27 protein-coding genes and 1 riboswitch are annotated in these 24,069 nt (G+C 65.9%); of the genes, 12 read left to right on the top strand and 15 right to left on the bottom strand.

What is annotated here, in order from left to right:
• Window positions 1–23 precede the first annotated feature (23 nt).
• From petA to ACZ7GB_RS09035, 5 genes are all read left to right on the top strand, one after another.
• Window positions 24–584 (top strand): ubiquinol-cytochrome c reductase iron-sulfur subunit, encoded by a 561-nt coding sequence (gene petA / locus ACZ7GB_RS09055; RefSeq protein WP_078520169.1) that lies wholly within the window; start codon window positions 24–26, stop codon window positions 582–584.
• Window positions 585–596: 12 nt separating this feature from the next.
• Entirely contained in the window at window positions 597–1,913 is a 1,317-nt protein-coding gene (gene petB / locus ACZ7GB_RS09050) for a cytochrome b (RefSeq protein ID WP_078520170.1), read from the top strand.
• Between the two features lie 20 nt (window positions 1,914–1,933).
• Entirely contained in the window at window positions 1,934–2,740 is an 807-nt protein-coding gene (locus ACZ7GB_RS09045) for a cytochrome c1 (RefSeq protein WP_232621623.1), read from the top strand.
• A 77-nt stretch (window positions 2,741–2,817) separates the two neighbouring features.
• Entirely contained in the window at window positions 2,818–3,165 is a 348-nt protein-coding gene (locus ACZ7GB_RS09040; protein WP_078571975.1) for an antibiotic biosynthesis monooxygenase family protein, read from the top strand.
• A 91-nt stretch (window positions 3,166–3,256) separates the two neighbouring features.
• A complete protein-coding gene (locus tag ACZ7GB_RS09035) occupies window positions 3,257–4,042 on the top strand; it encodes an NYN domain-containing protein (RefSeq protein WP_078571977.1) in 786 nt (261 codons plus the stop codon).
• On the opposite strand, the gene ACZ7GB_RS09030 is transcribed toward ACZ7GB_RS09035, so the two are convergent.
• The 5 genes from ACZ7GB_RS09030 to ACZ7GB_RS09010 all read right to left on the bottom strand — a co-directional run bounded on the left by ACZ7GB_RS09030 (window position 4,043) and on the right by ACZ7GB_RS09010 (window position 7,407).
• Entirely contained in the window at window positions 4,043–4,663 is a 621-nt protein-coding gene (locus ACZ7GB_RS09030) for a TetR/AcrR family transcriptional regulator (RefSeq protein WP_472158367.1), read from the bottom strand. It abuts the gene before it with no gap.
• Between the two features lie 225 nt (window positions 4,664–4,888).
• Window positions 4,889–5,989, bottom strand: a complete 1,101-nt coding sequence (gene aroC, locus ACZ7GB_RS09025) for a chorismate synthase (protein WP_078571981.1) — start codon at window positions 5,987–5,989, stop codon at window positions 4,889–4,891.
• A 108-nt stretch (window positions 5,990–6,097) separates the two neighbouring features.
• Window positions 6,098–6,445, bottom strand: coding sequence for a DUF2794 domain-containing protein (locus tag ACZ7GB_RS09020; RefSeq protein WP_078520175.1), 348 nt, complete (start codon window positions 6,443–6,445; stop codon window positions 6,098–6,100).
• Between the two features lie 285 nt (window positions 6,446–6,730).
• Window positions 6,731–7,033, bottom strand: coding sequence for an I78 family peptidase inhibitor (locus ACZ7GB_RS09015; protein ID WP_472158365.1), 303 nt, complete (start codon window positions 7,031–7,033; stop codon window positions 6,731–6,733).
• Between the two features lie 5 nt (window positions 7,034–7,038).
• Window positions 7,039–7,407: an I78 family peptidase inhibitor gene (locus ACZ7GB_RS09010; protein ID WP_083078170.1), complete on the bottom strand. Its 369-nt coding sequence runs from the start codon at window positions 7,405–7,407 to the stop codon at window positions 7,039–7,041.
• A 73-nt stretch (window positions 7,408–7,480) separates the two neighbouring features.
• On the opposite strand from ACZ7GB_RS09010, the gene ACZ7GB_RS09005 reads away from it, so the two are divergent.
• On the top strand, window positions 7,481–8,611 hold the full coding sequence (locus ACZ7GB_RS09005) for an S-(hydroxymethyl)glutathione dehydrogenase/class III alcohol dehydrogenase (protein WP_098411561.1): 1,131 nt from the start codon (window positions 7,481–7,483) through the stop codon (window positions 8,609–8,611).
• Between the two features lie 133 nt (window positions 8,612–8,744).
• On the opposite strand, the gene ACZ7GB_RS09000 is transcribed toward ACZ7GB_RS09005, so the two are convergent.
• From ACZ7GB_RS09000 to thiB, 3 genes are read right to left on the bottom strand one after another with little or no spacing between them, the layout of a single operon-like run.
• Complete coding sequence (locus ACZ7GB_RS09000; protein WP_472158364.1) at window positions 8,745–9,440, bottom strand: thiamine ABC transporter ATP-binding protein; 696 nt, start codon at window positions 9,438–9,440, stop codon at window positions 8,745–8,747.
• Complete coding sequence (locus tag ACZ7GB_RS08995) at window positions 9,424–10,986, bottom strand: thiamine/thiamine pyrophosphate ABC transporter permease ThiP (RefSeq protein WP_472158363.1); 1,563 nt, start codon at window positions 10,984–10,986, stop codon at window positions 9,424–9,426. Before ACZ7GB_RS08995 ends, ACZ7GB_RS09000 begins: the two co-directional genes overlap by 17 nt.
• A complete protein-coding gene (gene thiB, locus ACZ7GB_RS08990) occupies window positions 10,962–11,954 on the bottom strand; it encodes a thiamine ABC transporter substrate binding subunit (RefSeq protein WP_472158362.1) in 993 nt (330 codons plus the stop codon). Before thiB ends, ACZ7GB_RS08995 begins: the two co-directional genes overlap by 25 nt.
• 36 nt (window positions 11,955–11,990) lie before the next feature.
• Window positions 11,991–12,095, bottom strand: a riboswitch (TPP riboswitch).
• Window positions 12,096–12,268: 173 nt separating this feature from the next.
• On the opposite strand from thiB, the gene ACZ7GB_RS08985 reads away from it, so the two are divergent.
• Complete coding sequence (locus ACZ7GB_RS08985) at window positions 12,269–13,873, top strand: DUF4139 domain-containing protein (RefSeq protein ID WP_472158361.1); 1,605 nt, start codon at window positions 12,269–12,271, stop codon at window positions 13,871–13,873.
• 44 nt (window positions 13,874–13,917) lie between these two features.
• Here ACZ7GB_RS08985 and ACZ7GB_RS08980 read toward each other — a convergent pair whose 3' ends face one another.
• Complete coding sequence (locus ACZ7GB_RS08980) at window positions 13,918–14,628, bottom strand: hypothetical protein (RefSeq protein WP_472158359.1); 711 nt, start codon at window positions 14,626–14,628, stop codon at window positions 13,918–13,920.
• A gap of 138 nt (window positions 14,629–14,766) precedes the next feature.
• Window positions 14,767–15,417, bottom strand: a complete 651-nt coding sequence (locus ACZ7GB_RS08975; protein WP_078571997.1) for a carbonic anhydrase — start codon at window positions 15,415–15,417, stop codon at window positions 14,767–14,769.
• A gap of 191 nt (window positions 15,418–15,608) precedes the next feature.
• Between ACZ7GB_RS08975 and ACZ7GB_RS08970 the strand changes: the two genes are divergently transcribed.
• The 3 genes from ACZ7GB_RS08970 (at window position 15,609) to ACZ7GB_RS08960 (ending at window position 18,304) form a co-directional block, all read left to right on the top strand.
• A complete protein-coding gene (locus ACZ7GB_RS08970) occupies window positions 15,609–15,953 on the top strand; it encodes a hypothetical protein (RefSeq protein WP_078547851.1) in 345 nt (114 codons plus the stop codon).
• 150 nt (window positions 15,954–16,103) lie between these two features.
• Window positions 16,104–17,477 carry a leucyl aminopeptidase family protein gene (locus ACZ7GB_RS08965; protein WP_472158472.1) on the top strand — a complete coding sequence of 458 codons (1,374 nt, stop codon included), beginning with the start codon at window positions 16,104–16,106 and terminating at the stop codon, window positions 17,475–17,477.
• Window positions 17,474–18,304, top strand: a complete 831-nt coding sequence (locus tag ACZ7GB_RS08960; protein WP_472158358.1) for a C40 family peptidase — start codon at window positions 17,474–17,476, stop codon at window positions 18,302–18,304. Before ACZ7GB_RS08965 ends, ACZ7GB_RS08960 begins: the two co-directional genes overlap by 4 nt.
• Before the next feature lie 237 nt (window positions 18,305–18,541).
• On the opposite strand, the gene ACZ7GB_RS08955 is transcribed toward ACZ7GB_RS08960, so the two are convergent.
• From ACZ7GB_RS08955 to ACZ7GB_RS08945, 3 genes are all read right to left on the bottom strand, one after another.
• Window positions 18,542–19,564, bottom strand: a complete 1,023-nt coding sequence (locus ACZ7GB_RS08955; protein ID WP_472158357.1) for an aspartate-semialdehyde dehydrogenase — start codon at window positions 19,562–19,564, stop codon at window positions 18,542–18,544.
• Between the two features lie 75 nt (window positions 19,565–19,639).
• On the bottom strand, window positions 19,640–20,254 hold the full coding sequence (locus ACZ7GB_RS08950; RefSeq protein ID WP_472158356.1) for a glycosyltransferase family 29 protein: 615 nt from the start codon (window positions 20,252–20,254) through the stop codon (window positions 19,640–19,642).
• A gap of 9 nt (window positions 20,255–20,263) precedes the next feature.
• The gene (locus ACZ7GB_RS08945; RefSeq protein ID WP_472158355.1) at window positions 20,264–21,454 is read right to left on the bottom strand and encodes an MFS transporter; all 1,191 of its coding nucleotides are present in this window, start codon (window positions 21,452–21,454) and stop codon (window positions 20,264–20,266) included.
• Window positions 21,455–21,605: 151 nt separating this feature from the next.
• Between ACZ7GB_RS08945 and ACZ7GB_RS08940 the strand changes: the two genes are divergently transcribed.
• Entirely contained in the window at window positions 21,606–21,947 is a 342-nt protein-coding gene (locus ACZ7GB_RS08940) for a winged helix-turn-helix domain-containing protein (RefSeq protein WP_347430950.1), read from the top strand.
• A gap of 87 nt (window positions 21,948–22,034) precedes the next feature.
• Window positions 22,035–22,499, top strand: a complete 465-nt coding sequence (locus ACZ7GB_RS08935; RefSeq protein ID WP_472158353.1) for a hypothetical protein — start codon at window positions 22,035–22,037, stop codon at window positions 22,497–22,499.
• 67 nt (window positions 22,500–22,566) lie between these two features.
• Here ACZ7GB_RS08935 and ACZ7GB_RS08930 read toward each other — a convergent pair whose 3' ends face one another.
• Complete coding sequence (locus ACZ7GB_RS08930) at window positions 22,567–23,031, bottom strand: Hsp20 family protein (protein WP_078547861.1); 465 nt, start codon at window positions 23,029–23,031, stop codon at window positions 22,567–22,569.
• A 153-nt stretch (window positions 23,032–23,184) separates the two neighbouring features.
• Entirely contained in the window at window positions 23,185–24,066 is an 882-nt protein-coding gene (locus tag ACZ7GB_RS08925; protein WP_472158352.1) for a trypsin-like serine peptidase, read from the bottom strand.
• Between the last annotated feature and the right edge of the window lie 3 nt (window positions 24,067–24,069).

Here is a 24,069-nt window from a genome sequence, read left to right as displayed (position 1 = left end):
CGGGCCCGGGAAGGAGAGACAACGTGTCCCACGCAGATAATAACGCAGGCACCCGGAGGGATTTCCTCTACTACGCCACCGCCGGTACCGGCGCGGTGGTGACCGGCGCAGCCGTCTGGCCGCTGGTGAACCAGATGAATGCCTCGGCCGACGTCAAGGCGCTCTCGTCGATCTATGTCGACATCTCGGGCGTCGAGACCGGCACGCAGCTCACGGTGAAATGGCGCGGCAAGCCGGTCTTCATCCGCCGCCGCACCGAGGAAGAGATCGAACTGGGGCGTGAAGTGCCGCTCTCCGATCTGGTCGACACCTCCGCCGAGAACGCGAACAAGCCGGGCGCCGAAGCGACCGACGAGAACCGCACCCTCGACGAAGCGGGCGAATGGCTGGTGATGATCGGCGTGTGCACCCACTTGGGCTGCGTGCCGATCGGCAACGGCTCCGGGGACTACCACGGCTGGTTCTGCCCCTGCCACGGGTCGCATTACGACACCGCCGGCCGGATCCGCAAAGGCCCCGCACCGCGCAATCTCGATATCCCGGTGGCCCAGTTCACCGATGAAACCACCATCAAGCTGGGCTGAGGAGGCATTTAAATGTCGGGCATTCCCCACGACCATTACGAGCCCAAGACGGGCTTCGAGAAATGGACGCATAAGCGTCTTCCGATCATCGGGCTGATCTATGACACGATCATGATCCCCACCCCCAAGAACCTGAACTGGTGGTGGATCTGGGGCATCGTGCTGGCCTTCTGCCTCGTGCTGCAGATCGTCACCGGCATCGTTCTGGTGATGCATTACACCCCGCATGTCGATCTGGCCTTCGCCTCGGTCGAGCACATCATGCGCGACGTGAATGGCGGCTACATGCTGCGCTACATTCACGCGAACGGCGCCTCGCTGTTCTTCCTCGCCGTCTATATCCACATCTTCCGCGGCCTCTATTACGGCTCCTACAAGGCGCCCCGCGAGATTACCTGGATCATCGGCATGATCATCTACCTGTGCATGATGGGCACGGCGTTCATGGGCTACGTTCTGCCCTGGGGTCAGATGTCCTTCTGGGGCGCGACCGTGATCACCGGCCTGTTCGGCGCGATCCCGGGCATCGGCGAGTCGATCCAGGCCTGGCTGCTGGGCGGCCCGGCGGTGGACAACGCGACGCTGAACCGCTTCTTCTCGCTGCACTACCTGCTGCCCTTCGTGATCGCGGCGCTCGTCGTCGTTCACATCTGGGCCTTCCACACCACGGGTAACAACAACCCGACCGGCGTTCCGGTCCGCACCGGCTCGAAAGCGGAAGCCGAGAAGGACACTCTGCCCTTCTGGCCCTATTTCGTGATCAAGGACCTCTTCGCGCTCGCCGTGATCCTGCTGGTCTTCGCCGCGGTTGTGGGCTTCATGCCGAACTATCTCGGCCACCCCGACAACTACATCGAGGCGAACCCGCTGGCGACGCCCGCACACATCGTGCCGGAATGGTACTTCCTGCCGTTCTACGCGATCCTGCGCGCCTTCACCTCGGACGTCTGGGCCGTGATGTTCGTCAACTGGATCACCTTCGGCATCGTCGACGCGAAGTTCTTCGGCGTGCTCGCGATGTTCGGCGCGATCCTCGTGATGGCGCTGGCCCCGTGGCTCGACACCTCGAAAGTGCGCTCGGGCGCCTACCGCCCGATGTTCAAATGGTGGTTCTGGCTGCTGGCGATCGACTTCATGGTGCTGATGTGGGTGGGCGCGATGCCGACCGACGGGATCTACCCCTACATCTCGCTGATCGGCGCGACCTACTGGTTCGTCTATTTCCTCGTGATCCTGCCGCTGCTTGGCCTGATCGAGAAGCCGCAACCGATGCCGGCGACGATCGAGGAAGACTTCAACCACCACTACGACATCAAATCGGCTGAATGAGTAAGGAAGAGGGACACCAAATGAAACATCTTCTGATCTCTGCCCTGTCGGCGCTGGTGATCGGGGCAAGCGCCCTGGCCTCCCCGGCGATGGCGGCCGAAAGCGGCGAAAGCCATGTCGAGGATATCGACTTCTCCTTCGAGGGCCCCTTCGGGACCTTCGACCAACAGCAGCTGCGCCGCGGCTTCCAGGTCTACCGGGAGGTCTGCTCGGCCTGCCACGGCCTGCGCTATGTCGCCTTCCGCACGCTCGCTGATCAGGGCGGCCCGATGATGGACCCGGCCTGGGTGCGCGCCTATGCTGCCGAGTTCACCGTAATGGACAAGGAAACCGGCGAAGAGCGCCCCGGCAAGGAGACTGACCACTTCCCGTTCATCTCCGGCATGGGCATGGGTCCGGATCTGTCGCTGATGGCGAAAGCGCGTGCGGGCTTCCACGGCCCCTACGGTCTCGGCATCAACCAATTCTTCCGCGGCATCGGCGGCCCCGAGTATATCTACTCGGTCCTGACCGGTTACACCGGCGAAGAGAAGGAAGAGGCGGGCTCGTATTTCTACGGCAACCACACCTTCCCGGGTGGTTGGATCGCCATGCCTCCGCCGCTCTCGGAAGACCTCATCGAATATGAGGACGGCACGCCCGCCACCGTCGAACAGATGGCTCAGGACGTTGCTGCCTACCTGATGTGGACCGCCGAGCCGAAGCTGGAATCGCGCAAGCGCTGGGGCTTCGTCGCGGTGCTGATGCTGGCGGTGCTGAGCACGCTGCTGTACCTGACCAACAAGAAGCTCTGGGCGCCGCATAAGGGCAAGAAGTTCGACCTGTAAGCCCGGGCTCCACCTGCTAGACTGATGAACGCCCCCTCGCCCGCGAGGGGGCGTTTTCCGTTCTCTGGAGATACCCGATGTCCACCCCGCCCCCCGGCTTCGCGCCCCTGCCCGACCCGCCCTATTACGCGGTGATCTTCGCCTCTCTGCCCGGGGCGAGCGATGAGGGCTATGGCGCGATGGCCGAACAGATGGCCGCGCTCGCCGCAGAGCAGCCCGGCTATATCGGGATGGAAAGCGCACGCGACGCGACGGGCTTCGGCCTCACCGTCAGCTACTGGGCCGACGAGGCGGCGCTGATCGCGTGGAAAGCGGTGGCAAAGCACCAGCTCGCGCAGCAACTCGGCAAGGATCGCTGGTATCGCCATTACGCGCTGCGTGTCGCCAAGGTCGAACGCCAGTATGACGGCCCCGAGGGGCGCTGAGCCTGCCGCTTCGCTGACGCGGCGCAATGCGCCCGCGCTCTTGGATGTCGCGGGCAAGCGGGCTATCTGGGAAGGGACAAGAGGAGTAACAATGCCCGACATTTCCGAGCTGCCCCATATCAGCCCCGCCTCCCGCGCCCCGCGCCTGTGCGTGCTGATCGACGCCGATAACGTCCCCGCCGGATATGCCGAAGCGATCTTCGAAGAGATCGCGTCGCTGGGCGAAGCCTCGGTGCGCCGGATCTACGGCGACTGGTCGGCGCAGCGCCTCGCGGGCTGGGCCAAGCGCGTGGCCGAACTGGGCCTCGTCGCGGATCAGCAATTCGCCAATACGAAGGGCAAGAACGCCTCCGATATCGGGCTCGTCATCGCGGCAATGGATTTCCTGCATTCCGACCTGTTCGACGGTTTCGTGCTGGTCTCCTCGGACAGCGACTTCACCCGCCTCGCCGCCCGCATCCGCGAGCAGGGTCTGGACGTCTACGGCATCGGCGAACAGAAGACGCCCGAGGCCTTCCGCAAGGCCTGCAAACGCTTCATCTATGTCGAGAACCTCGGCAATGGCGACAGCACAACCGACACCACCGCCAAGCCGACTTCGGACAAGACCAGCAGCACCAGTGCCCCGAAATCCTCGGGCGGCAAGCAGGAGCCGAAAGCCGCGATCCCGATCATCGTCAACGCGATGAAAGCGATCGGCCTGGAAGAGGAATGGTATTCGCTGGGCCAGCTCGGCCAGTTCATCACGCAGGCCAACCCTGATTTCGACACCCGCACCTATGGCAGCGCGAAGCTGTCGGACCTGCTGATCAAGACGGGCCGCTTCCAGTTGCAGCGCGGCGAGGGCAATCAGTGGATGGTGCGCGATCTGGCCTGATCAGGCCTTCGCCGCGTAGCGCGCGAGGAACATCGCGACCGCGCCCCGGATCACGCGCTCTTTCTGCTCACCGGTGAAGCTGTCGCAAATCCCGAACAGAAGCTTCGGGTGCAGTTCCGACTTGCACAGCTCGATAAAGAGGTAGGCGGCAAGGTCGATATCGTCGATCACCAGCTCGCCCCGATCGGCAGCGCAGCGCAGATAGTCCATCAGCAGCTCATGCACCAACTCCGGCCCCGCCGCGTAGAAGGCGCGGCCCAGTTCGGGAAACCGCTCGGATTCGGCGACGCAGAGCCGGTAGAGCCCCTGATTCAGCTTGCAGCTCATCGAGTCGACGATCTGCGCAGCGGCGAGCGACAGAACCACCTCGGGGGCGGCACCGAAATCGATCGTGGCGACCGCGCTGTCGGTCTGCTCTTTCAGTTGCGAGCGCACGACCTCGACGAACATCAGCCGCTTATCGGGGAAATAGCTGTAAAGCGTGGCTTTCGACACGCCCGCTTCCCTGGCGATGTCATCGACCGAGGCCCCGTCGAACCCGTCACGCAGAAAGATCGTCCGCGCGCCTTCGAGCACCTGATCGAACTTGCGCCCGCGATTGATCTGATCTGCCTGTGACATCTGCCCTCCGGTCCCGGGAAACCGACCCGGGCCCGCAGAATAAACCGGGCGGTTCACATCCCGCAAGGTCGCGCACGCCACGTCATAACACTCTGCACCGGCGCCCGGCAGACCACTGCCTGTCTTCGGCTTGGCCAAAATATCCCGGGGGGCTCCGAAGGAGCGGGGGCAGAGCCCCCTCTTGCCTCGATAATGTCGCCCTCCGGCGAAGGAGGCAGAGCCCCCTCAGCCGATCGTGCCGCGCACACCGCCGGTCTGCGCCCGGTCCATCAGGAACTGATCAAGGATCACACAGGCCATCATCGCCTCGGCCACCGGCACCGCGCGGATGCCGACACAAGGGTCATGACGGCCCTTGGTGATCACCTCCACCTCTTCCCCCGCGACATTGACCGAGCGGCGCGGCGTCAGGATCGACGAGGTCGGCTTGACCGCAAAGCGCACCGTGATCGGCTGGCCGGTGGTGATCCCGCCAAGGATGCCGCCTGCGTGGTTCGACAGATATTCGACGCCCTCGGGGCCCATCACCATCTCGTCGGCATTCTCCACGCCGGTCAGCGCCGCGGCGGCCATGCCTTCTCCGATTTCCACGCCTTTCACAGCATTGATCGACATCATCGCGGCGGCCAGTTCGGTATCCATCTTGGCGTAGATCGGCGCGCCCAGACCTGCCGGGCAGCCCTCGGCCACCACCTCGATCGCGGCACCCACCGAGTTCTGGCCCTTGCGGATCGCGGCGAGGTAATCGGCCCATTCATCCGCTGCCTCGCCATCGGGCAGGAAGAACGGGTTTTGCAGGATGGCGTCGCGGTCGAACTTCGCGCGGTCCAGATGTTTCGCGCCCATCTGCACCATGTAGCCATAGATCTGCAGATCGGGGACCAACTGGCGCAGCGCCGCCTGCGCCACCCCCCCGGCGGCCACACGCGCCGCCGTCTCGCGCGCGCTGGAGCGCCCGCCGCCGCGATAATCACGGACACCGTATTTCTGGTGGTAGGTGATATCGGCATGACCGGGGCGGAACTGCCGCGCGATCTCGCCGTAATCCTTCGAACGCTGATCAGTATTCTCGATCATCAGCTGGATCGTCGTGCCGGTCGTGCGGCCCTCGAACACACCCGACAGGATGCGCACCGCATCGGGCTCCTTGCGCTGGGTCGTTTCCTTCGACTGGCCCGGACGGCGACGATCGAGGAATTGCTGGATGAACGCCTCGTCGATCTCGATGCCGGGCGGGCAGCCATCCACCGTCGCGCCAAGCGCGGGCCCGTGGCTTTCGCCCCAGGTGGTGACGCGGAACTGATGACCGAAAGTGTTGAACGACATGGGACGCGCGCCTCGCAGGTTTCCTTCGGCGCTGGCTTAGCAAGTCAGGGGCTGCGAGGCAACGCGCATGGCGTTGGGCGCGGCACTCTCCTTCACGGCTTGTCGCCCCTACTCCACCGCGCGGATCAGCTTGCGCTCGAGCACGCGCAGCACCTGGCGCAGATCGTGGCCGCGCCGCAGCACCTGCCCCTGCTGCCCGATCACCGCATATTGCCCCTGTTTCGAGCGTAGCGCGGGCCGTTTCTCGATCCGGTAGATCGGCACTTCGGCGGCGCGGCGAAAGATCGAGAAGACCGCGACGTCGCGCAGAAAACTCATCCCGTAATCACGCCACTCCCCGGCAGCGACCGCGCGCCCGTAAAGCGACAGGATCACGCCAAGCTCGGAGCGATCGAAAGCGATCTGCTCCGGCACGCCGGAAGGGTTCGGATAGGGGGAAGGCGTTTGAACCGTCATTTACAAAGGGTACATCGCGCGTGGCGCAAATCAAGCCCACCCGCGCTAAGGTTGCACGCGCCTTTGCCGCGCCGGAATAAGACCGCGAAAATGCCTGATTTCCTGCGCCTTCCTGCCGGGTTTCCAAGCCACCTTCAATTCAGCGGAAAACGCTAAAAGCCCGACGGTGCGGTAAACAGCCCCCACCCAGTTCGTATCGTCGGGCGCTTTTCCCTCCTGCAGAAAAGCCCCGTGTCCTGGTCAGACACGGGGCTTTTCATTTTCCGTTCCGCCGCACGCTCTGCCCTAGTAGCAGCGCACCGCCGCGATCGTGCCGCTCTCGTCGATCTCGAAGTTCACGCGATCCGGGGCGTAATCCATCGTCACCGCATCGCCCGGATGAATGATCCGATGGGGCCGCGCGAGGGTGAGCCCCGCCAGCACCGATTCAGGCCGCCCAACGAGCGACGCGAGTCCGGGCGGCGGACAGGCGCCGGCCGCGGGCGCACCCGACCGCGGCGGCATGCGGTGCGGCTGGCAGGCCGCGACCCCGAAAGCCGCTACGCCCAATGTGACGATCAGACCGATCCGCGCCCTGTCCCGTTCCATCAGGCTCACCCGCAATCGATGTTGTAGACGTTGCCGCGCGAGTCGAGCCGGAACACGACGCGCTGCGGATTGTAGACCTGATCCTCGACGCCGCGCCATTCCACGATGCGATAGGGCTTGGCGATCCCCAGCGTCTGGATTTGCGCCGCTGGCTGGCCGAGGACCGAGGTGTAGTTCACCGCACCGCAAGTGTCGGGCTCGCGCTCCTGCAAGCCGCCCTTGGTGACGCTGACCGGCGAAGTGACATAGGGCGCGGGCGCACCAGGCTGGGGCGCAGGATAGGCGCCACCCGTAGGGGTCTCGCTCATCGGACCCGCGGGATCGCAGGCCGCAAGCGCCAGCATCGAACCCATGACGAAAAATCGTTTCAACATGTCGCACCCTTCATTGCATTGGCCGCGCCGATAACGCAGGCTATTGCGGAATTTATACAAGGAGTATGCGCCCATGAGAACCCGTGCCGCAGTCGCGCTCGAGGCGGGAAAACCGCTCGAAATCATGGAAGTGGAGCTGGAAGGCCCGAAAGCGGGCGAAGTGCTCGTCGAGATCAAGGCCACCGGCATCTGCCACACCGATGAATTCACCCGCTCGGGTGCCGACCCCGAGGGCATCTTCCCGACCATCCTCGGCCATGAGGGCGCGGGCATCGTGCTCGAAGTCGGCGAAGGCGTGACCACGCTGAAGCCGGGCGATCACGTGATCCCGCTCTACACGCCGGAATGCCGCGAATGCCCGTCCTGCCTCTCGGGCAAGACGAACCTCTGCACCGCGATCCGCAACACCCAAGGTCAGGGCCTGATGCCGGACGGGACCACGCGTTTCAAGATGCTCGATGGGACGCCGATCTATCACTACATGGGCTGCTCGACCTTCGCGAACCACACGGTGATGCCCGAGATCGCGCTCGCCAAGGTCCGCGACGACGCGCCGTTCGAGAAGATCTGCTATATCGGCTGCGGCGTCACCACCGGGATCGGCGCTGTGATCAACACCGCGGGCGTCGAGATCGGCTCCACTGCAGCGGTCTTCGGCCTCGGCGGCATCGGTCTGAACGTGATTCAGGGCCTGCGCATGGCGGGTGCCGACATGATCATCGGCGTGGACCTGAATGACGGCAAAGAGGAAATGGCGCGCAAGTTCGGCATGACCCATTTCGTGAACCCCTCGAAATCGGACGTTCCGGTGGTGCAGCAGATCGTCAACCTGACCAAGACCGAGCGCGACCAGATCGGCGGCGTGGACTATTCCTTCGACGCCACGGGCAATGTGCAGGTGATGCGCGACGCGCTGGAATGCTCGCACCGCGGCTGGGGCGTGTCGGTCATCATCGGCGTCGCACCCGCGGGGGCCGAGATCGGCACCCGCCCGTTCCAGCTCGTCACGGGCCGGACGTGGAAAGGCACCGCATTCGGCGGCGCCAAGGGCCGCACCGATGTGCCGAAATTCGTCGAGTGGTACATGAACGACAAGATCGAGATCGACTCGATGATCACCCACACCATGCCGCTCGAAGACATCAACAAGGCGTTTGATCTGATGCATGCGGGCGAGTCGATCCGCTCGGTCGTGATCTACTAAGCCCAAGTCCGGGGGCGCTGCCCCCGGACCCCCGGGATATTTGGGCCAAGGCGAAGCCAAGGGAGCGATCTCCCCTTCGCTCTTGGTCAAATATCCCCGGGTGAATTCGCGCCAGCGAAGAGGGGCAGCGCCCCTAACTCCCCAGATAATCCCGCAGCGCAGGCGGCGGATCGTCGAGAAGCGGTCCGGTCTCTTGCGGCGCATGGGCGTGGCCCTCGGCCACCAGAACCGTCTGCGGGCAAAGCGCGCGCGCATCCTCGGGATCGTGGCTGACCATCAGCACCGTCGTGCCCTGTTCGCGGGCGATCTCGGCCACCAGCGCCAGCATCTCGGATTTCAGCGCGGGCCCCAGCGCCGCGAAAGGCTCGTCCAGCAGCAGGATCGGGCGGCCACGGAGCAGCGTCCGCGCGAGCCCCGCACGGCTTTGCTGCCCGCCCGACAGCGCGCCGGGTTTGCGCCTCTCCATCCCCTCGAGGCCCACACGCGCCAGTGCCGTCTCGATCCGGGCGCGATCGGTCGCGTCGATCTTGCCCTTCGGGTTCAGGCCAAGCGCGAGATTGGTCTCGAGCCGCAGATGCGGGAAAAGGTTCTGATCCTGAAACAGGATCGAGAGCGGGCGCTCCCCCGGCGGCGTCGCGGTGATGTCCTCGCCCTGCCAGAGGATGCGGCCACTTGCGGGCGCCAAGAACCCGGCGATGGCCGAAAGCAGCGTCGATTTCCCCGCGCCGGACGGGCCGATCAGCGCGACGCGCGCGCCGGCAGGGATCTTCAGATCGGCATCGAGGCGGAAATCGCCCTGTGTGAGGGTCAGTCTATCGAGGGTCAGCATAATGCCCCGCGCGGTCGAGCGCCCAGAAAAGCGCGAATGTGAGGATCAGGAGCAGGCTCGCAGCGCCCGCCGCCTGATCCATGCGATAAGAGCCCATGAGCTGGAAAAGCGCCAGCGGCAGGGTGCGGGTCTGCCCGTCCGAGAACAGCGTGATGACGCCCAGATCGCCCATCGAGAAGGCTGCGGCCAACCCCGCCGAAAAGCCCAGCGGCCGGGCAAGACGCGGGACCGTCAGCAGGCGCAGCCGCGCGAAGCCCCGCAGCCCGAGTGAGGCGGCGAGCCGGTCGTAATCGGCCTGCAGCGTGCGGATTTCAGGCATCAGGATGCGGGTCGCGAAAGGCACCGAGAGCGCGGCATTGGTCAGCAGCACCATCGGCAGGGCGAGGTCCGTGGGGTTCACGAAGGGCCGCGCGATCAGGAAGGCGCCGGTGCCCATCACGAGGCTCGACGCGGTCATCGGCAACATTGCCGCGATCTCCGCCCACCGTTGCCGCGTGGCGGCCAGCGCAAGCGGCAAAGCGATAGCGAGCGTGATCACGGTCGAGGCCAACGCGATCACCAGCGAGGTCAGCGTGGCGGGCCAGATCATCTCGGGCAGCTCGGCCAGCGCAGGCAGCCCACGGGCGAAGACCGCCCCGATGGGGAGCAGCAGGAAGACGGCCGCCAGAAGGATCGCGAGCGTATCGAAGGCCACGCGATCCGCCCCGCCGGACAACTGCGGGATCGGCGTGGCGCGGCGGTCATGCCCCGCACCAAAGCTCGACGGCAGGGTGGCGCGCGCCGCGATCAGCAGCGCCGTGACGGAGATCGCGACCTGCACAAGCGCAAGGCTCGCCGCGCGTCCCATGTCGAAATCGAAGCGGAAGGCCTGATAGATCGCCAGTTCCACCGTGGTCGCGCGCGGCCCTCCGCCCAAGGTCAGCGCGACCGCGAAGGAGGTCAGGCAGACGAGGAAGATCGCGAGAAACGCACCGGGCAGGACGCTGCGCAGCATCGGGCGTTCGAGGTGGCGGGTAACCTCGGCCGGGCCGAACCCGAGGGTGGCCGCAAGGCGGAACCGCTCGGCCGGGATCGCCTCCCAACCGTGCAGGATCATCCGTGTGGCCAGCGGCAGGTTGAAGAAGACATGGGCGATGATCACGCCCTGCGCCCCATAGATCGAGATCGGATCGATGCCGAAGGGCGCCAGTGCCGCATTGACCAGCCCGCGCCGTCCGAAGACCGCGATCAGCCCGAAGACCGCGACGATCACCGGCAGGATGAAGGGCGCCCCGAGGAGCGAGATCAGCAGCCCCCGCCCCGCAAAGCGGCGCCGGTGCAGCGCGCGGGCCACCGGGATCGCCAGCGCGCAGGAGATCAGCGCCGAGGCCGCAGCCTGCCACAGCGTGAAGCGGATCGCCGCGAGGTCGGTCTCGCGCAACCCCGTCAGCCCGCCCGCGCGGAGCGTCACCGCAGCCAATGTCCCAAGGACGAGCGCGGCCAAAGCCGCACCCGCCAGCATCGCCCAGAGGGGCGCGCGTTTTATCTGGAGAAGGCGCGTTGCCATTCGTCCAGCGCCGGACCGCGCAGTTTCTCGGCCTCGGTCTCACCCAGATAAAGCGTCTTGTCGGGCATCGGCAGGTTCTGGAACACCTCCGGCAGTTGATCCTTCGGCAGTTTCGCCGGGAAAGACCAGTTCGCCGTCGCGATCATGCCCTGAAAATCGGGGCTGAGCACGTAATCGAGGAATTTCTGCGCCAGCTCTGGATGTTTCGAGGTCTTGAGCTGCGCGACCAGTTCGGGAGTGAAGTAATGCCCCTCGGGGAAGATCGCGGCGACCTTGCTGTCATCCTCCTCGGCCATGATGTGATAGGCGGGCGAGGTGACGTAGCTGAGCACCATATCCGCCTCGCCATCGGTGAACATCCCGTAGGCCTCGGACCAGCCCGGCGTCACCGTCAGCACCTTGGGCGCGATCTTCGTCCAGGCCTCTTCGGCCTTGTCGCCGTAGATGTCCTTCACCCACAAGAGCAGCGACAGACCCGCGACCGAACTGCGCGGATCTTCGATGACGATCTTGTAGGCATCGTCGGGCGCATCGAGCAGGTCCTGGAAGCTCGCGGGTGGGTTTTTCAGCTTGGTCTTGTCATAGACGAAGGCCAGTTCCGACCAGTCGAAGGGCAGGAAGATCGGATCGTCCCATTTGACCGGCATGGTCAGATCGGAGGTGTCCTCGTTATGCGGGGCGAACAGACCCGTGGCGCGCGCCTTCGCAGTCACGTCGGTGTTCAGGCCGATCGCGATATCAGCCTGCGTCTTGTCGCCTTCGAGCAGGATCCGCGGCAGCACATCGCCCGCCACGAATTTAAGGTCGCAATCGCAATTCGCCTCGAACCCCTTCTCGATCGCAGGGCCGGGGCCCCATTCGCTCGTGAAATAATCGGGCGCATAGACGGTGAGTACGGGCTTGTCCTCGGCCGCCGCCATCGTGGCGATCAGGCTCAGGGCTCCCGCAAGCATCAGGTGGGTTTTCATGCCTCACTCCTTGGGCTTGCCGGGCGGAGTGGGGCCGGGAGATCCGGCTACCTTCCCTCCGCCGGTCTTAACCGGTTCAGGTTCAACGGGTTCGCGTGAATCGCATCTCAGCCGGATCGTCCGGCACCCCGAGGTAGGGCGCAACGTAAGCGCGCGCGGCTGCGGACGCAAGGGCAAGCAGGCACAGCGTCCCTGCCCCGCGCCCGGACGCTCTGGCGAGTTCCCGCCAGTGGCGAGCCGCGCCGGATTTCAATGGCTTGCATCTGCGCGCGGGGCGACGCAGGCTCGATCTGGTACGGATTTGGGAGGAACCGATGCGCATCACCCTGACGGCGGCCCTGCTGGCCGCGACCGCCCTGCCCGCCTTGGCCGACACGATCGAGGCACCGGGCAAGATCACGGCCGTGACGCTCTTTCCGCAAGGCGCGCAAGTGGTGCGGCAGGTGACGCTCGATGCGCCCGAGGGCAGCCATGACCTGCTGGTGCCGGGCTTTCCCGAAGGCACCGACATCTCGACGCTGCGGGTTTCGGGCGACGGTGTACAGATCGGTGCGGTGAGCCTGCTCTCCGGGCGCGCGCCTGCGATCAGCGGGCAGGACAGCGCCGCAGTGAAATCTGCGCGCGATCGGTTGGCCTCGGCGCAAGAGGCGCTTGCGGAACAAGAAGACGCGGTGGCGGTGATCCGCGCCAAGGCGCAGGCCGCGCGCGACCAGATCACCTATCTCAAGAACACCGACTCGCAGGTAACCGCACCCGAACAACTGCGCGCATTGGCACAGATGGTAGAGGATCAGATCCTCTCAGCAACGGAACGCGCAATTGCCGCCGAAGCCGAGGCGCGCCGCGCCGAAGCCGCGCTCGATCCCGCGAAAGAGACGGTGAAACAGGCACAGGCTGCGCTCGATGCGCTGCTGAACCCGGCGACGGATCGTGACGTGCTGAGCGCCAAGGTGCAGGGCTCGGGTACGCTGACGATCACTTCCTACGTTCAGAATGCGGGCTGGCAGCCCTCCTATGATCTGCGGCTCGACCGCGACAAGGGCGCGGTGGACATGGAGCGCTTCGTCTCGGTCCATCAGGCCACCGGCGAGGATTGGCGCGGCGTCGATCTGACCCTCTCGACAGCACGTCCCGGCGGGCGGGCCGAGCCCGGCGAGGTCTATCCGCGGCTGGCCAGGATCGGTGATCCCGATGCGCCGCCCACGCCGGTGCCGATGAAGCGTTCCCTCGCGGCATCCGATGGCGCTGCCTCTGCCCCGATGATGGAGGCCGCGATCAGCGACCGCGCCGATCTGCAGATGCAGGGCGAGACGGTGACCTACCATTACCCGAGCGCGGTGGACCTGCGCGACGGGGTGGATGATCTGCGCCTGAGCCTCGATTCCAAGACCCTGCCGATGGATGTCTTCGCCGAGGCCGCGCCGCTGACCGATCCGCAGGCCTATCGTGTGGCCGAGGGCAAGAATGACACCGGCGAGATCCTGTTGCCCGGCCCCGCGAACCTCTATGCGGATGGGGCGCTCGTGGGTCAGTCGCATCTGCCGATGGTCGCGGCGGGCGATGACCTGACGCTTGGCTTCGGGCCGATCGAAGGCATCCGCGTGGAGCGCCGCATGCCCGACACGATGGAGGGCGACAGCGGCTTCATCTCGAAATCCAATGAGCGCCGCGAGGTGGTCGAGATCGAGGTGAAGAACCTCACCGACAAAGGCTGGCCGATGCGGGTGATCGACCGGGTGCCTTATTCCGAACAGGAGGACTTAAAGATCACGACCAAGGCGACCCCGCCTGCAAGCGAGACCGACTACGACCATCGCCGTGGCGTGCTCGCATGGCGCTTCGATCTGGGCGCAGGCGAGACCAAGACGATCCGCACCGAGACCACGCTCAGCTGGCCGACGGATCAGGTGCTGCGCTAAGGCAAGGCTGCGCGAACAGCCCCGCGCGGCGAAGGCCCGCGTGATCAGGCCGCGTTTCGCGGATCGGCCGCAGCGCGCAGCTTCGCGAGCAGAGCTGGCGAGAGGCGCAGGAACCCGCGCGCGGGGGGCTCGGCCTTCGCCGCCTCGGGGGGCTGTGCCTCTGCACCGCTGGTCTTTTCGGTCGCCTCGGGCGCCCTCTCCTCCGGCACGGGTTGCGGTCCCACCGCCTGCGCGGCCTGCGCTGCCGCATATTCGGCAGCAGCCGCCCGTGCCGACGCGCCCTCCGCCACGGTCGCACCCTGCCCCGCCGTTGCTCCTACGATCTTGGTGCGCCCGCCATCGTCGCCCGGAAACGGCGCGCCGAAGCGCAGCACAAGCTCCGTGAGGCTCGGCCCGATCTCGTCGAGCAACATCAGGAAGCGGTTGGTGGGCCATGCATGCAGCCCCAATGCCCCGCCGCCTGCAAGCCGCAGAACGAAGCCTTCCCCCCGCAGCCGATGTTGCAGATCGAACCAGTCGCGCGCCTGATCCAGCGCCTCTTGCACCGCATGCATTTCCGGCAGCGGCGCTTTCGCACCGGATGTTTCGGGCGCAGCCTCCTCCGCCAGTCCGTCCTGCAACACGCGCCGGATCAGCTCTGCCGGGGGCAGACCGAACGCACGCGCTTCCGCCGCGATGCGGTCGATCAGATCGAGCGGCAGGCGCAGGGAGACAAGGCGGTGCTGAGAATAGGAGCGGGATGCAGATTGAGACATGGCGGGTCGAAGCTCGTTCGCGTTGGCGGGGTCCCCCCAGCCTCGCGCATCGAGCTTAACAGCCCGTGAACACCAGTCGGATTTCCGCCGCAGCGGAGCCGTCGGCCCCGCGCGGGGGCCAACGGGAATGGCAAAGCCTCAGAACGTCTCGAACCGATCCGTGTCGGCGTCATACTGTTCGAGAACGCCTTCGCCGATGTCGTGGCGCAGCCCGTGCAGCGTCATCCGGTCGGCATCGAGCGCCTCGCGCACGAAGGGGAAGGTCATCAGGTTCTCGAGGCTGACTTTCACCGCCTCACGCTCGAGCGCCAGCACCTGCTGATCCTCGGGCAGCTCGCTCACGCGCTCGTAGCCCGGGCGCAGCAGGTTCAGCCAGGTGCCGACGAAGGAGCTTTTCTCCTCCAGCTCCGGCGCATGGCCCGAGCACATCGCATGGCACCCCGCGACACCGCCGCAATTGGAGTGGCCGAGCACGATCAGATGCGCGACCTTCAGGCTGGTCACCGCATATTCGACCGCAGCCGAGGTGCCGTGGTGATCGCCATCGGGCGTGAATTCCGGCACGAGGTTCGCGATATTGCGGTGAATGAAGAACTCGCCCTGATCGGCGCCGAACATCGAGGTGACATGCACGCGGCTGTCGCAGCAGGCGATGATCATCGAACGCGGGCGCTGCCCTTCGGAAGCGAGGCGGCGATACCAGGCGCGGTTCTCGTCATAGGCGGTGGCGTGCCATCCTTGATAACGGCTCACAAGGTAGCTGGGCAGCGGTTTCACATGCTCTCTCATCGATCCCTCGTCTGGTGTCTGGCGTCTTATCGCTGCGTCAAATAGCGCGTTGCGCGCCGGGTTTCGAGAAGATTTTCCGTATCGCTCAACGAAATCTTGAGACCTCTCGATCACGTTACCGCCCGGGTGATGGTGAAATCAAAGGGGGTGTCGGGGTGACACAGGTGTCTCGCTTGCGCTGCAAGGAAAAGATGTCGTTGGATACGGCGCGGCTGGTGGTGCTCTATGCGGAGCTGGGACAGGACGGGGCGGAGCGGGTGATCTGCGCCACGGTCGAAGATCTCGCCTTCCATCTCAGCGCGTTGGAAGAGGCCACGAAATCGGGCCAATGCGGCAAGCTGCGCCGCGCGATCGTCGAGGTGATGGAGCTTGCCGAACAAGTCGGGCTGGTGTCGATGGTCAGCACGGCGCGCGACCTTCTGGACTGCATCTCGGGCGGCGATGCGGTGGCGCAGGCGGCGGTGATGGCGCGGCTGGGCCGGATCGCGGAACGCTCGCTCACCGAGGTCTGGGATATCGGCAACCTGTCTTCCTGAGGCGTGATCGATCGGCCCTTGCGGGCAGGCGCGGCGACGCTAGGCTCTGGGGCGAAAGCAACCACCAGAGCCAAGGAGCCGCCCCCCATGAGCGCAGACGAGACCCCCGATGTCCCCGCAGACTTTTCCTTTCTCGCCCCGCGCCCCGCGATGCGCTTCGCCGAGGCGGACACGCCCGCACGCACGCTGATCGCCGTCGCGCCCGAGGGGTTGGAGCAGGCTCTGGCCGATCTGCCTCCCGCGCAGCGCGCCTTCGTCGAGGCCACGGGGTTCAAGGCGAGCGCAGGTCAGGTCGCCCTGCTGCCCGGGCCGGATGGTGCGGAGGCGGCGCTGCTGGGCCTTGGGACTGATGCTGCGCGGGCGCGCGAGCGGTTCTCTCTGACGCGGGCGGCCTCGGCCCTGCCCGAAGGTACATGGCGGATAGAGGGCGATCTGTCGGAAGAGTTGAAGGCGGAAACGGCGCTCGGCTGGTTGCTCGCGGGCTATCGGTTCGGCCGCTATGCCGAAGCCGCGCCGCCGAAAGCGCGGCTGGTCTGCCCGGAGGGCTTGGACGCGGCGCAGATCGAAGCCGTGGCCGAGGGCGAGGCTTTCACCCGTGACCTGATTAACACCCCCGCCTCCGATATGGGCCCGGACGAGCTGGAGGGCGCCGCTCGACTGCTCGCCGAGCGTCACAGCGCAGAGGCCAAGGTGATCAAGGGCGACGATCTTCTGACGCAGAACTTCCCGATGATCCACGCGGTGGGCCGCGCCTCCCCGCGCACGCCGCGGCTGATCGAGCTGAGCTGGGGCAGCGAAGGACCGGCGCTGACGCTGGTCGGCAAGGGCGTGTGCTTCGACACCGGCGGGCTGAACCTCAAGCCCGGCGCTTCGATGGGGCTGATGAAGAAGGATATGGGCGGCTCGGCCACCGTGTTGGGGCTTGCGCATATGATCATGGCGACCGGCGCGAAGCTGCGCCTGCGGGTGTTGGTCCCGGCGGTAGAGAACTCGGTCGGCGGCGACAGTTTCCGCCCCGGCGACATCCTGACCAGCCGCAAGGGGCTGACGGTCGAGATCAACAATACCGATGCCGAGGGGCGGCTGGTGCTGGCCGATGCGCTGGCCTATGCCGATGAAACCCCGCCCGATCTGATGATCTGCATGGCGACGCTGACGGGGGCGGCGCGGGTCGCTCTGGGGCCCGACATCCACCCGTTCTACACCGATGACGAGGGCGTCGCGCAGGCTTTGGCGACGGCCTCGGGCGCGGTGGCAGACCCGCTCTGGCGGATGCCGTTCTGGGCGCCCTACGAGGCGAAGATCGAGCCCGGCATCGCCGATCTCGACAACGCCCCCTCGGGCGGCATGGCGGGCTCGATCACCGCCGCGCTGTTCCTGCGCCGCTTCGTGACCCAGACCGAGCGTTTCGCCCATTTCGATATCTACGGCTGGCAACCCGCCGCCGCCCCCGCCCGCCCGAAAGGCGGGGCCGGCCAAGGCGCGCGGGCGATCCTCGCGGCCCTGCCCGAGGTGCTGAAATGACCGATCGTCGCCGCCTGCCCTATTCAGGCAAGATCGCGTTGGAGACCCTGCGCGGTCAGATCGAGGCGGAAGGCTTCACCCACGGCATGCCCGCGCGGATCGTCGTGCCCGTGACCGATCTCTGCCCCGAGCCCGGAAGCTTGCGCGACCGGCAGCTTGTTTTTGGCGCCGAGGTAACCGTGATCGACCAGCGCGACGGCTTCGCCTTCGTTCAGGCCGCATGGGATGGCTATTGTGGCTGGATCGCCGCCGATACCTTCGGCACGCCCGAACCCGCTACCCATGTCGTCACCGCCCCCGCCACGCATGTCTATCGCGAGGCGGCAATCAAGCGCGGCGAAGTCATGCAGCTCTCGATGGGCGCGCGTCTGGCACTGACGGGCGACGACGGCATGTTCGCCGTGACCGCCGAGGGATTCGTGCCGCGCCAGCATCTGCGCGCGCTCGATCGGCCCGAGGACGATCCGGTCGCGGTGGCCGAGCGGCTGCTGGGCACGCCCTATCTGTGGGGTGGCAACAGCCGCGGGGGGATCGACTGCTCGGGTCTGGTGCAGATCGGTTTCGCGCTATGCGGGATGTCCGTGCCGGGCGACAGCGATCTACAATGGGCGGAGTTGGGAGAGGTGGTGCCGGAGGGCGCGCCCCTGAAGCGTGGCGATCTGTTGTTCTGGAAAGGCCATGTGGCGCTGGCCTGCGATCGCGAGACGATGATCCATGCCAACGGTCATACGATGAGCGTGGCCTATGAGGGCATCGAGGCCGCCAAGGCGCGGATCGCGGCGGCGGGCGAAGGGCCGTATCTGGGGGTGAAGCGGGTCACGCGGTAAGGGACGCGCCCGAGCCTTGGGTGGGCGCTTCGATCCGCCTGTGGCCAGGCGCTTTATCTCGCAAGCCCGAGTGACGGTTATGCGCGCGATGACATCGCCAATGCGCCCTCCCGGGGGGAGGGTCGGGCGCGGCCCGGGCTGGACGCCCGGGCAAACCCTCGTCTCAGAAAACACCGCCAAAAGAAAAACGCCCGATCCTCCGACCGGGCGTTTCCCAAATCCCAAAAGGCCGAACGCTCAGCCCTTTTTGAGCACGCGCTTGCCCAACGTCTCGGCGATCTGCACCGCGTTCAGGGCCGCGCCCTTGCGCAGGTTGTCCGACACGCACCAGATGTTCAGGCCGTTCTCGATGGTCGAGTCCTGACGGATGCGCGAGATGAAGGTCGCGAAATCGCCGACGCATTCGACCGGGGTGACGTAGCCGCCATCTTCGCGCTTGTCGACGACCATGATGCCGGGCGCTTCGCGCAGGATGTCGCGCGCTTCGTCCTCGTCGAGGAACTCCTCGAACTCGATGTTGATCGCTTCCGAGTGGCCCACGAAGACCGGCACGCGCACGCAAGTCGCGGTCAGTTTGATCGCCGGGTCGACGATCTTCTTCGTCTCGGCGACCATCTTCCACTCTTCCTTGGTGGACCCGTCATCGAGGAACACGTCGATATGCGGGATCACGTTGAAAGCGATCTGCTTCGGATAGACCTTCGGCTCCACTTCCTGACCGGGGACATACATGCCCTTGGTCTGGTTCCAAAGCTCGTCGATCGCCTCTTTGCCCGAGCCCGACACCGACTGGTAGGTCGAGACCACGACGCGCTTGATCTTGGCGCGGTCATGCAGCGGCTTGAGCGCCACGACCATCTGCGCGGTCGAGCAGTTCGGGTTGGCGATGATGTTTTTCTTCGCGTAACCGTCGACGGCTTCCGGGTTCACCTCCGGCACGACCAGCGGCACGTCCGGGTCGTAGCGGTAGAGCGACGAGTTATCGATCACCACGCAGCCCTGCTTGGCGGCGATGGGCGCGTATTTCTTCGTGGCATCCGAGCCGATCGCAAACAGCGCGATGTCATAGCCGGTGAAGTCGAACCCATCGATATCCTTAGTCTTCAGGGTCTGATCGCCAAAGCTGACCTCTGTGCCGAGGCTCCGGCGCGACGCGAGCGGCACCAGTTCATCGACCGGGAACTGGCGCTCGGCCAGGATGTTCAGCATTTCGCGGCCCACGTTCCCCGTGGCGCCCGCAACGACGACTTTATAGCCCATGAGGACCTCCTTGCTCGAATAGAACGCGGCTTCCTACCGCTTTACGTCAGGAAATGAAAGGGGTTCGACGCCCCGTTAGTTCCGAATGATGCGCGGATCGGAGGCAAGAAACCCACCAACCATCTCCGCTTCCGCGGCGAAATCATGCGGCACCTTGTCGGCCGAGCGCCGCCCCGACAGCGAAAGCGAGGCGAAGAAATCGAAGCCATAGAGGTCGAGCCGCGCCAGATCCGAGCGCAGGAGCATCTCGATCAGCATCGCCCCGGTCGTGGGCTGCGCGCCGAGCTTGAGCTTCAGCCCCTCGTAGTCGTCCAGCGGATGCAGGTAGAAACCGGGGCTCGTGGCGGTCTGCCAATCGAGCCGCTTGCGCTTATGGCTCATCCACAGGATGCGCGAAGGGGCGATGCGGGCGCGCTCGGCTTCGGGTAGTGAGGTCGCAAGCGCCAGCCAGTCGGTGCGCGTGCCGTGGCTCGTGGCCGAGGGCATCGGCGCGCGGTTGATCCGGATCACCACGTCATGCGCGTCGATCGCAGCCCCCGCCTGCCCCTCGGCCAGCGCGCGGGCATTGCCGACCAGCGCCACGGATTTGCCTGCCAGATCGCCCAGCAAAGCCTTTTGCGAGACAGAGAGCGCGGCCAGCGGCGCCTCGCGCCGCAGCGTGCGATTGATCAGAAATCCGAGCCGGGTCATGCGATGGGTTTAGCTCATGCCATCGCCGCTGTCGCGGGCGAAAACGTAGAAAACCAGCCCGATCATCAGCGGCGCGAGGAAGAATGCGAACAGCAGCCCATAGGCCACCGCGGGCGTGTGCCCCACCGAAACCGCATCGAAGACAGGGCGCGAGGCGAATTGCATCGCGGCCACGCCCATGATCGAAAACATGTTGTGCAGCGTCACGCCCCGGCCCGTCAGATGCGGCGGGTAGAAGGTGCGGCCATGCGCCATGATCACCGGGAAGGACGCGCCGAAGAAGCCGATCGCCGCCAGAAGCACCGTCGCCAGCCACAGCGACTGGCCCGGCAGGACGAAGAGCACCGCCAAGGCCACGGCCAGCACCGCGTTGCCGTAAAGCGCGACCCGCTTGTGGCTGCCGAAAATCTTGTCCGCCGGCCCATAGGCGAAATTGCCCGCGATCATCGCGAGGCCCATCACCAACGTCACCTTGCCGATCAGCTGCGCATCCGCGCCGAAGACATCGGCCAGATAGGAGCCCGCCCAGACGCCGCGGATCCCGGCGGCGGCGGTGTAATTCGCGACCGTCAGCGGAAGCAGCACCCAGAAGCCCGGCAGGCGCAGCACGTCGAGCGCGGTGCCGCGACGGCCTGCGGGCTGCTCCACCCGGTCGGGATCGCGCGCGAGCCACAGGATCAGCGCCGCCACCAGCAGCGTCAGCGCCGAGAGCGCCCAGAGCGTCGGACGCCAGCCGAAAGCCTCGATGGAGGCCGCAAGCGGCGCCGCGCCCGCGAGGTTGCCAAGGCTCCCCGCCCCGATCATCGAGGCCGCGAGCGTGCCGAACAGCGCCGGCTTGAAGCTGCGCGCGAAGATGAAATAGCTGCCCACCAGCACCGGCGCGCAGCCCGCCCCGATCAGGATCATCGCGATGTGGATGCCCATCGGCCCCTGTGCCATCGCGAAGACGGCCGCGCCCCCGCCCCCGCCGAGCGCCATCAGCACGCCCACGGTGCGGCGCGGCCCGATCCGGTCCAGCGCCTCGCCGATCGGGATCTGGATCAGCGCAAACGCCCCGTACCAAAGCCCCAGCGACACGGCGAGATCGCCCGGCGTCACTCCGATTTCCTTGCCCAGAACGGGTGTGAGAACGGCCAAACAAGTGCGGTAGAACTGGCTCAGAAGATAGGCGCCCACAAGCGAGGCGATCGAGATATACATGCGGGGGCTCCTTCGCGCGCACGCTCGCCCAAGGCGCGGGCAATGGCAAGAGCACATGACCCTGTGCATTCGCGCGCCCGCCCCTTGTCTTGGCCCCGGCACAGGATCAGGATAAGGGGCGCATGACGTGACGAGTGCGAGGGATGCCCGAATGGAACTGACCCGCCTGATGATGCGCCTCTATTTCGACAAGGCGATGCTGGGCCCCGGCAAGGTGCGGCTGCTGGAAGAAATCGCCGAACACGGCTCGATCTCCGCGGCGGGGCGCGCGATGAAGATGAGCTACAAACGTGCGTGGTCGCTGGTCGAAGAGATGAATGCGGGCTTCAAGTCGCCGCTGGTGGATCGCTCGCGCGGTGGCGCGAAGGGCGGCGGTGCGTCGCTGACGCCCGAGGGCGAAGCGGTCCTCGCAGCCTATCGCCGGTTGGAGGAGAAAGCCCGCGAGGCGGGTAGCGAAGAGATCGCCCTGATCGGCGCGATGGTCGCTGACTGAGGTCCCCAAGGTCCTTGCGCCGGATCAATGCGCATCGAACTAAGGTTCGCGCATCCTGCTGGCAGTAGCCAGTAACGGACCAAGACCATGTTCGATCTTTCGAGAAAGATGGCCGCGCGCGTTGCACCCCTCGCAGTCGCCGCTGTGCTCGCGGCCTGCATGCCGATCGGTACCTCGGACGCCCAGACGCTCGCCTCGAAGGTGGAGACCCTGCGCGCCTATGACCTCGCCACGGTGGACGGCAAGGCACCCAACCGCGCGATCCGCTTCTATATCGGGGATAATTCGCGCTTCGCCGTCTGCGGGCATTGCCTCTGCGTGACCGGGGTGATGTTCGCCCCCTACCCCGCGCTTGGCATCCGGCCGACCTCGGCCTCGCCCACATTCGCCTGCGAGCAGGAGACGCCGGAGTTCAAGGCCGATGCGGGCCTCGCGCAGCTATTCTTCGACATGAAGCAGGCGCAGGTCGAAGGTGCGGCGGTCACCTTCACCGGCAGCGGCGACCATGTGATGGTGTTCCAACGCGGCGGCACCGATCTCACGCCGCCGTAAGCTCTCGCATAGCAAAAAGCGCGGGAGTTACCCCCCGCGCCCGTGATTTTCAACGATCGTAGATGCCTCAGGCGTCGACCGTCTCGACCTGCTTGGCCTCCGACTTGGTCGGGCCCGCAATCTCGATCCGACGCGGTTTGAGCGCCTCGGGCACTTCGCGGACGAGATCGAGATGGAGCATCCCGTCTTCATGGGTGGCCCCGGTGACCTTCACATGATCGGCCAGCGCGAAGCGGCGCTCGAAAGCGCGGGTCGCGATGCCACGATGCAGGTAGGTGCGGCCGGAATCGTCCTCGGCCTTGCGACCGGTCACGATCAGCGCGCCGTCTTTTAGCTCGACAGTCAGCTCGTCCGACCCGAAGCCCGCAACGGCGATCGAGATGCGATAGGCATTCTCGTCGGTCTTCTCGATATTGTAGGGCGGATAGGTCGGCTGGGCGAGATCGCTGGTCAGCGCACGGTCCATCATATCAGCCACGCGGTCGAAGCCCACGGTGGCGCGGTAAAGGGGCGAAAGATCAAAGTTTCGCATATCATCATCCTCTCTTGAGCGATGGTTATGAAACCCGCCCCTTTCCGGGGCCGGGCAGTTGGGCGCCAGAACCCTAATCAGGCATTCCGGCACTCATAAATTTGGGAAATCTCTCGCGACGTTTCAAGAGGCGCGCCGCTTTGGGCCAAGCCCTTAGGGGCGCAGGAATTTCGCCCCGGTTGCGCCCCCGCCAGACAGGATGCGCGGCTGGCCCTGCGCAGGCAAAGTGCCCCGGATTTGCGGTGCGGCGGAGGCGCTGGGAGATACGGCGCGGATCACGCCCCGCCCGCTGCGCAGTGCGGATTTCAGCTGCGCGACGATCGCGGGCAATTCCATCCCATAGGCACGCGAGACACCGTTCTTGCGCGAGCCTGAGGAGACCAGCGAGACGATCTGCGCCCGCCCGCCTGCCGCCAGCCCCGAGCGGTCGAAAACCGGCGCGCCCGAAGAGCCGTGATCGACATCGCAATCGAACCCGATCAACCCTTTCGCGCGACCGAACACGCTGCAGGCCTTTTGCCAGGACAGCGCATCGGCCCGGCCCTGCGCGTAAGACACCACCGACACTTCGGCCCCTGCGGCGGGCACATCGCCGACGCGAAAAGGCGCGGCGATCGAAGTCGGGATCGGCGTAGATAGCTGCAGAAGGGCGACGTCGTGGCGCACGGTGTCGATCGAGAGCGGCACGAACGGGTTATAATCCGGATCGGCGACCATCGCGGCGACCGGGCGCGCCGCGATCTCCGCCCCGTCGGTTTGGGCTGCGGCAAAACCAAGCGTCGCCGGGTCTCGCGGCCCTTTGGCGCGCCGGTCGAAGATGCAATGCCCCGCCGTCAGCACCAGATCGGGTGCGATCAGAACGCCGGTGCAGTAGCCGTCAGCGCCGATGGTGACCTTGCCCACCGCCTCCCAGCCGAAGAGATCGGCACGCTGCGACAGCCGGTCGAGCGCGGAATTGCGCGCCTCCTGCGCCTCGCCCATGCCGCCCAGCAGAGCCAGAGCCACCACCCCGAAGATGATCCGCTTAACACCCATCGC

It is taken from the genome of Thioclava sp. PTB-PU3-1 (genome assembly GCF_055666785.1).
The sequence above is the reverse complement of the archived record's forward strand: the minus strand, read 5'-3'. Positions and strand labels throughout refer to the sequence as shown.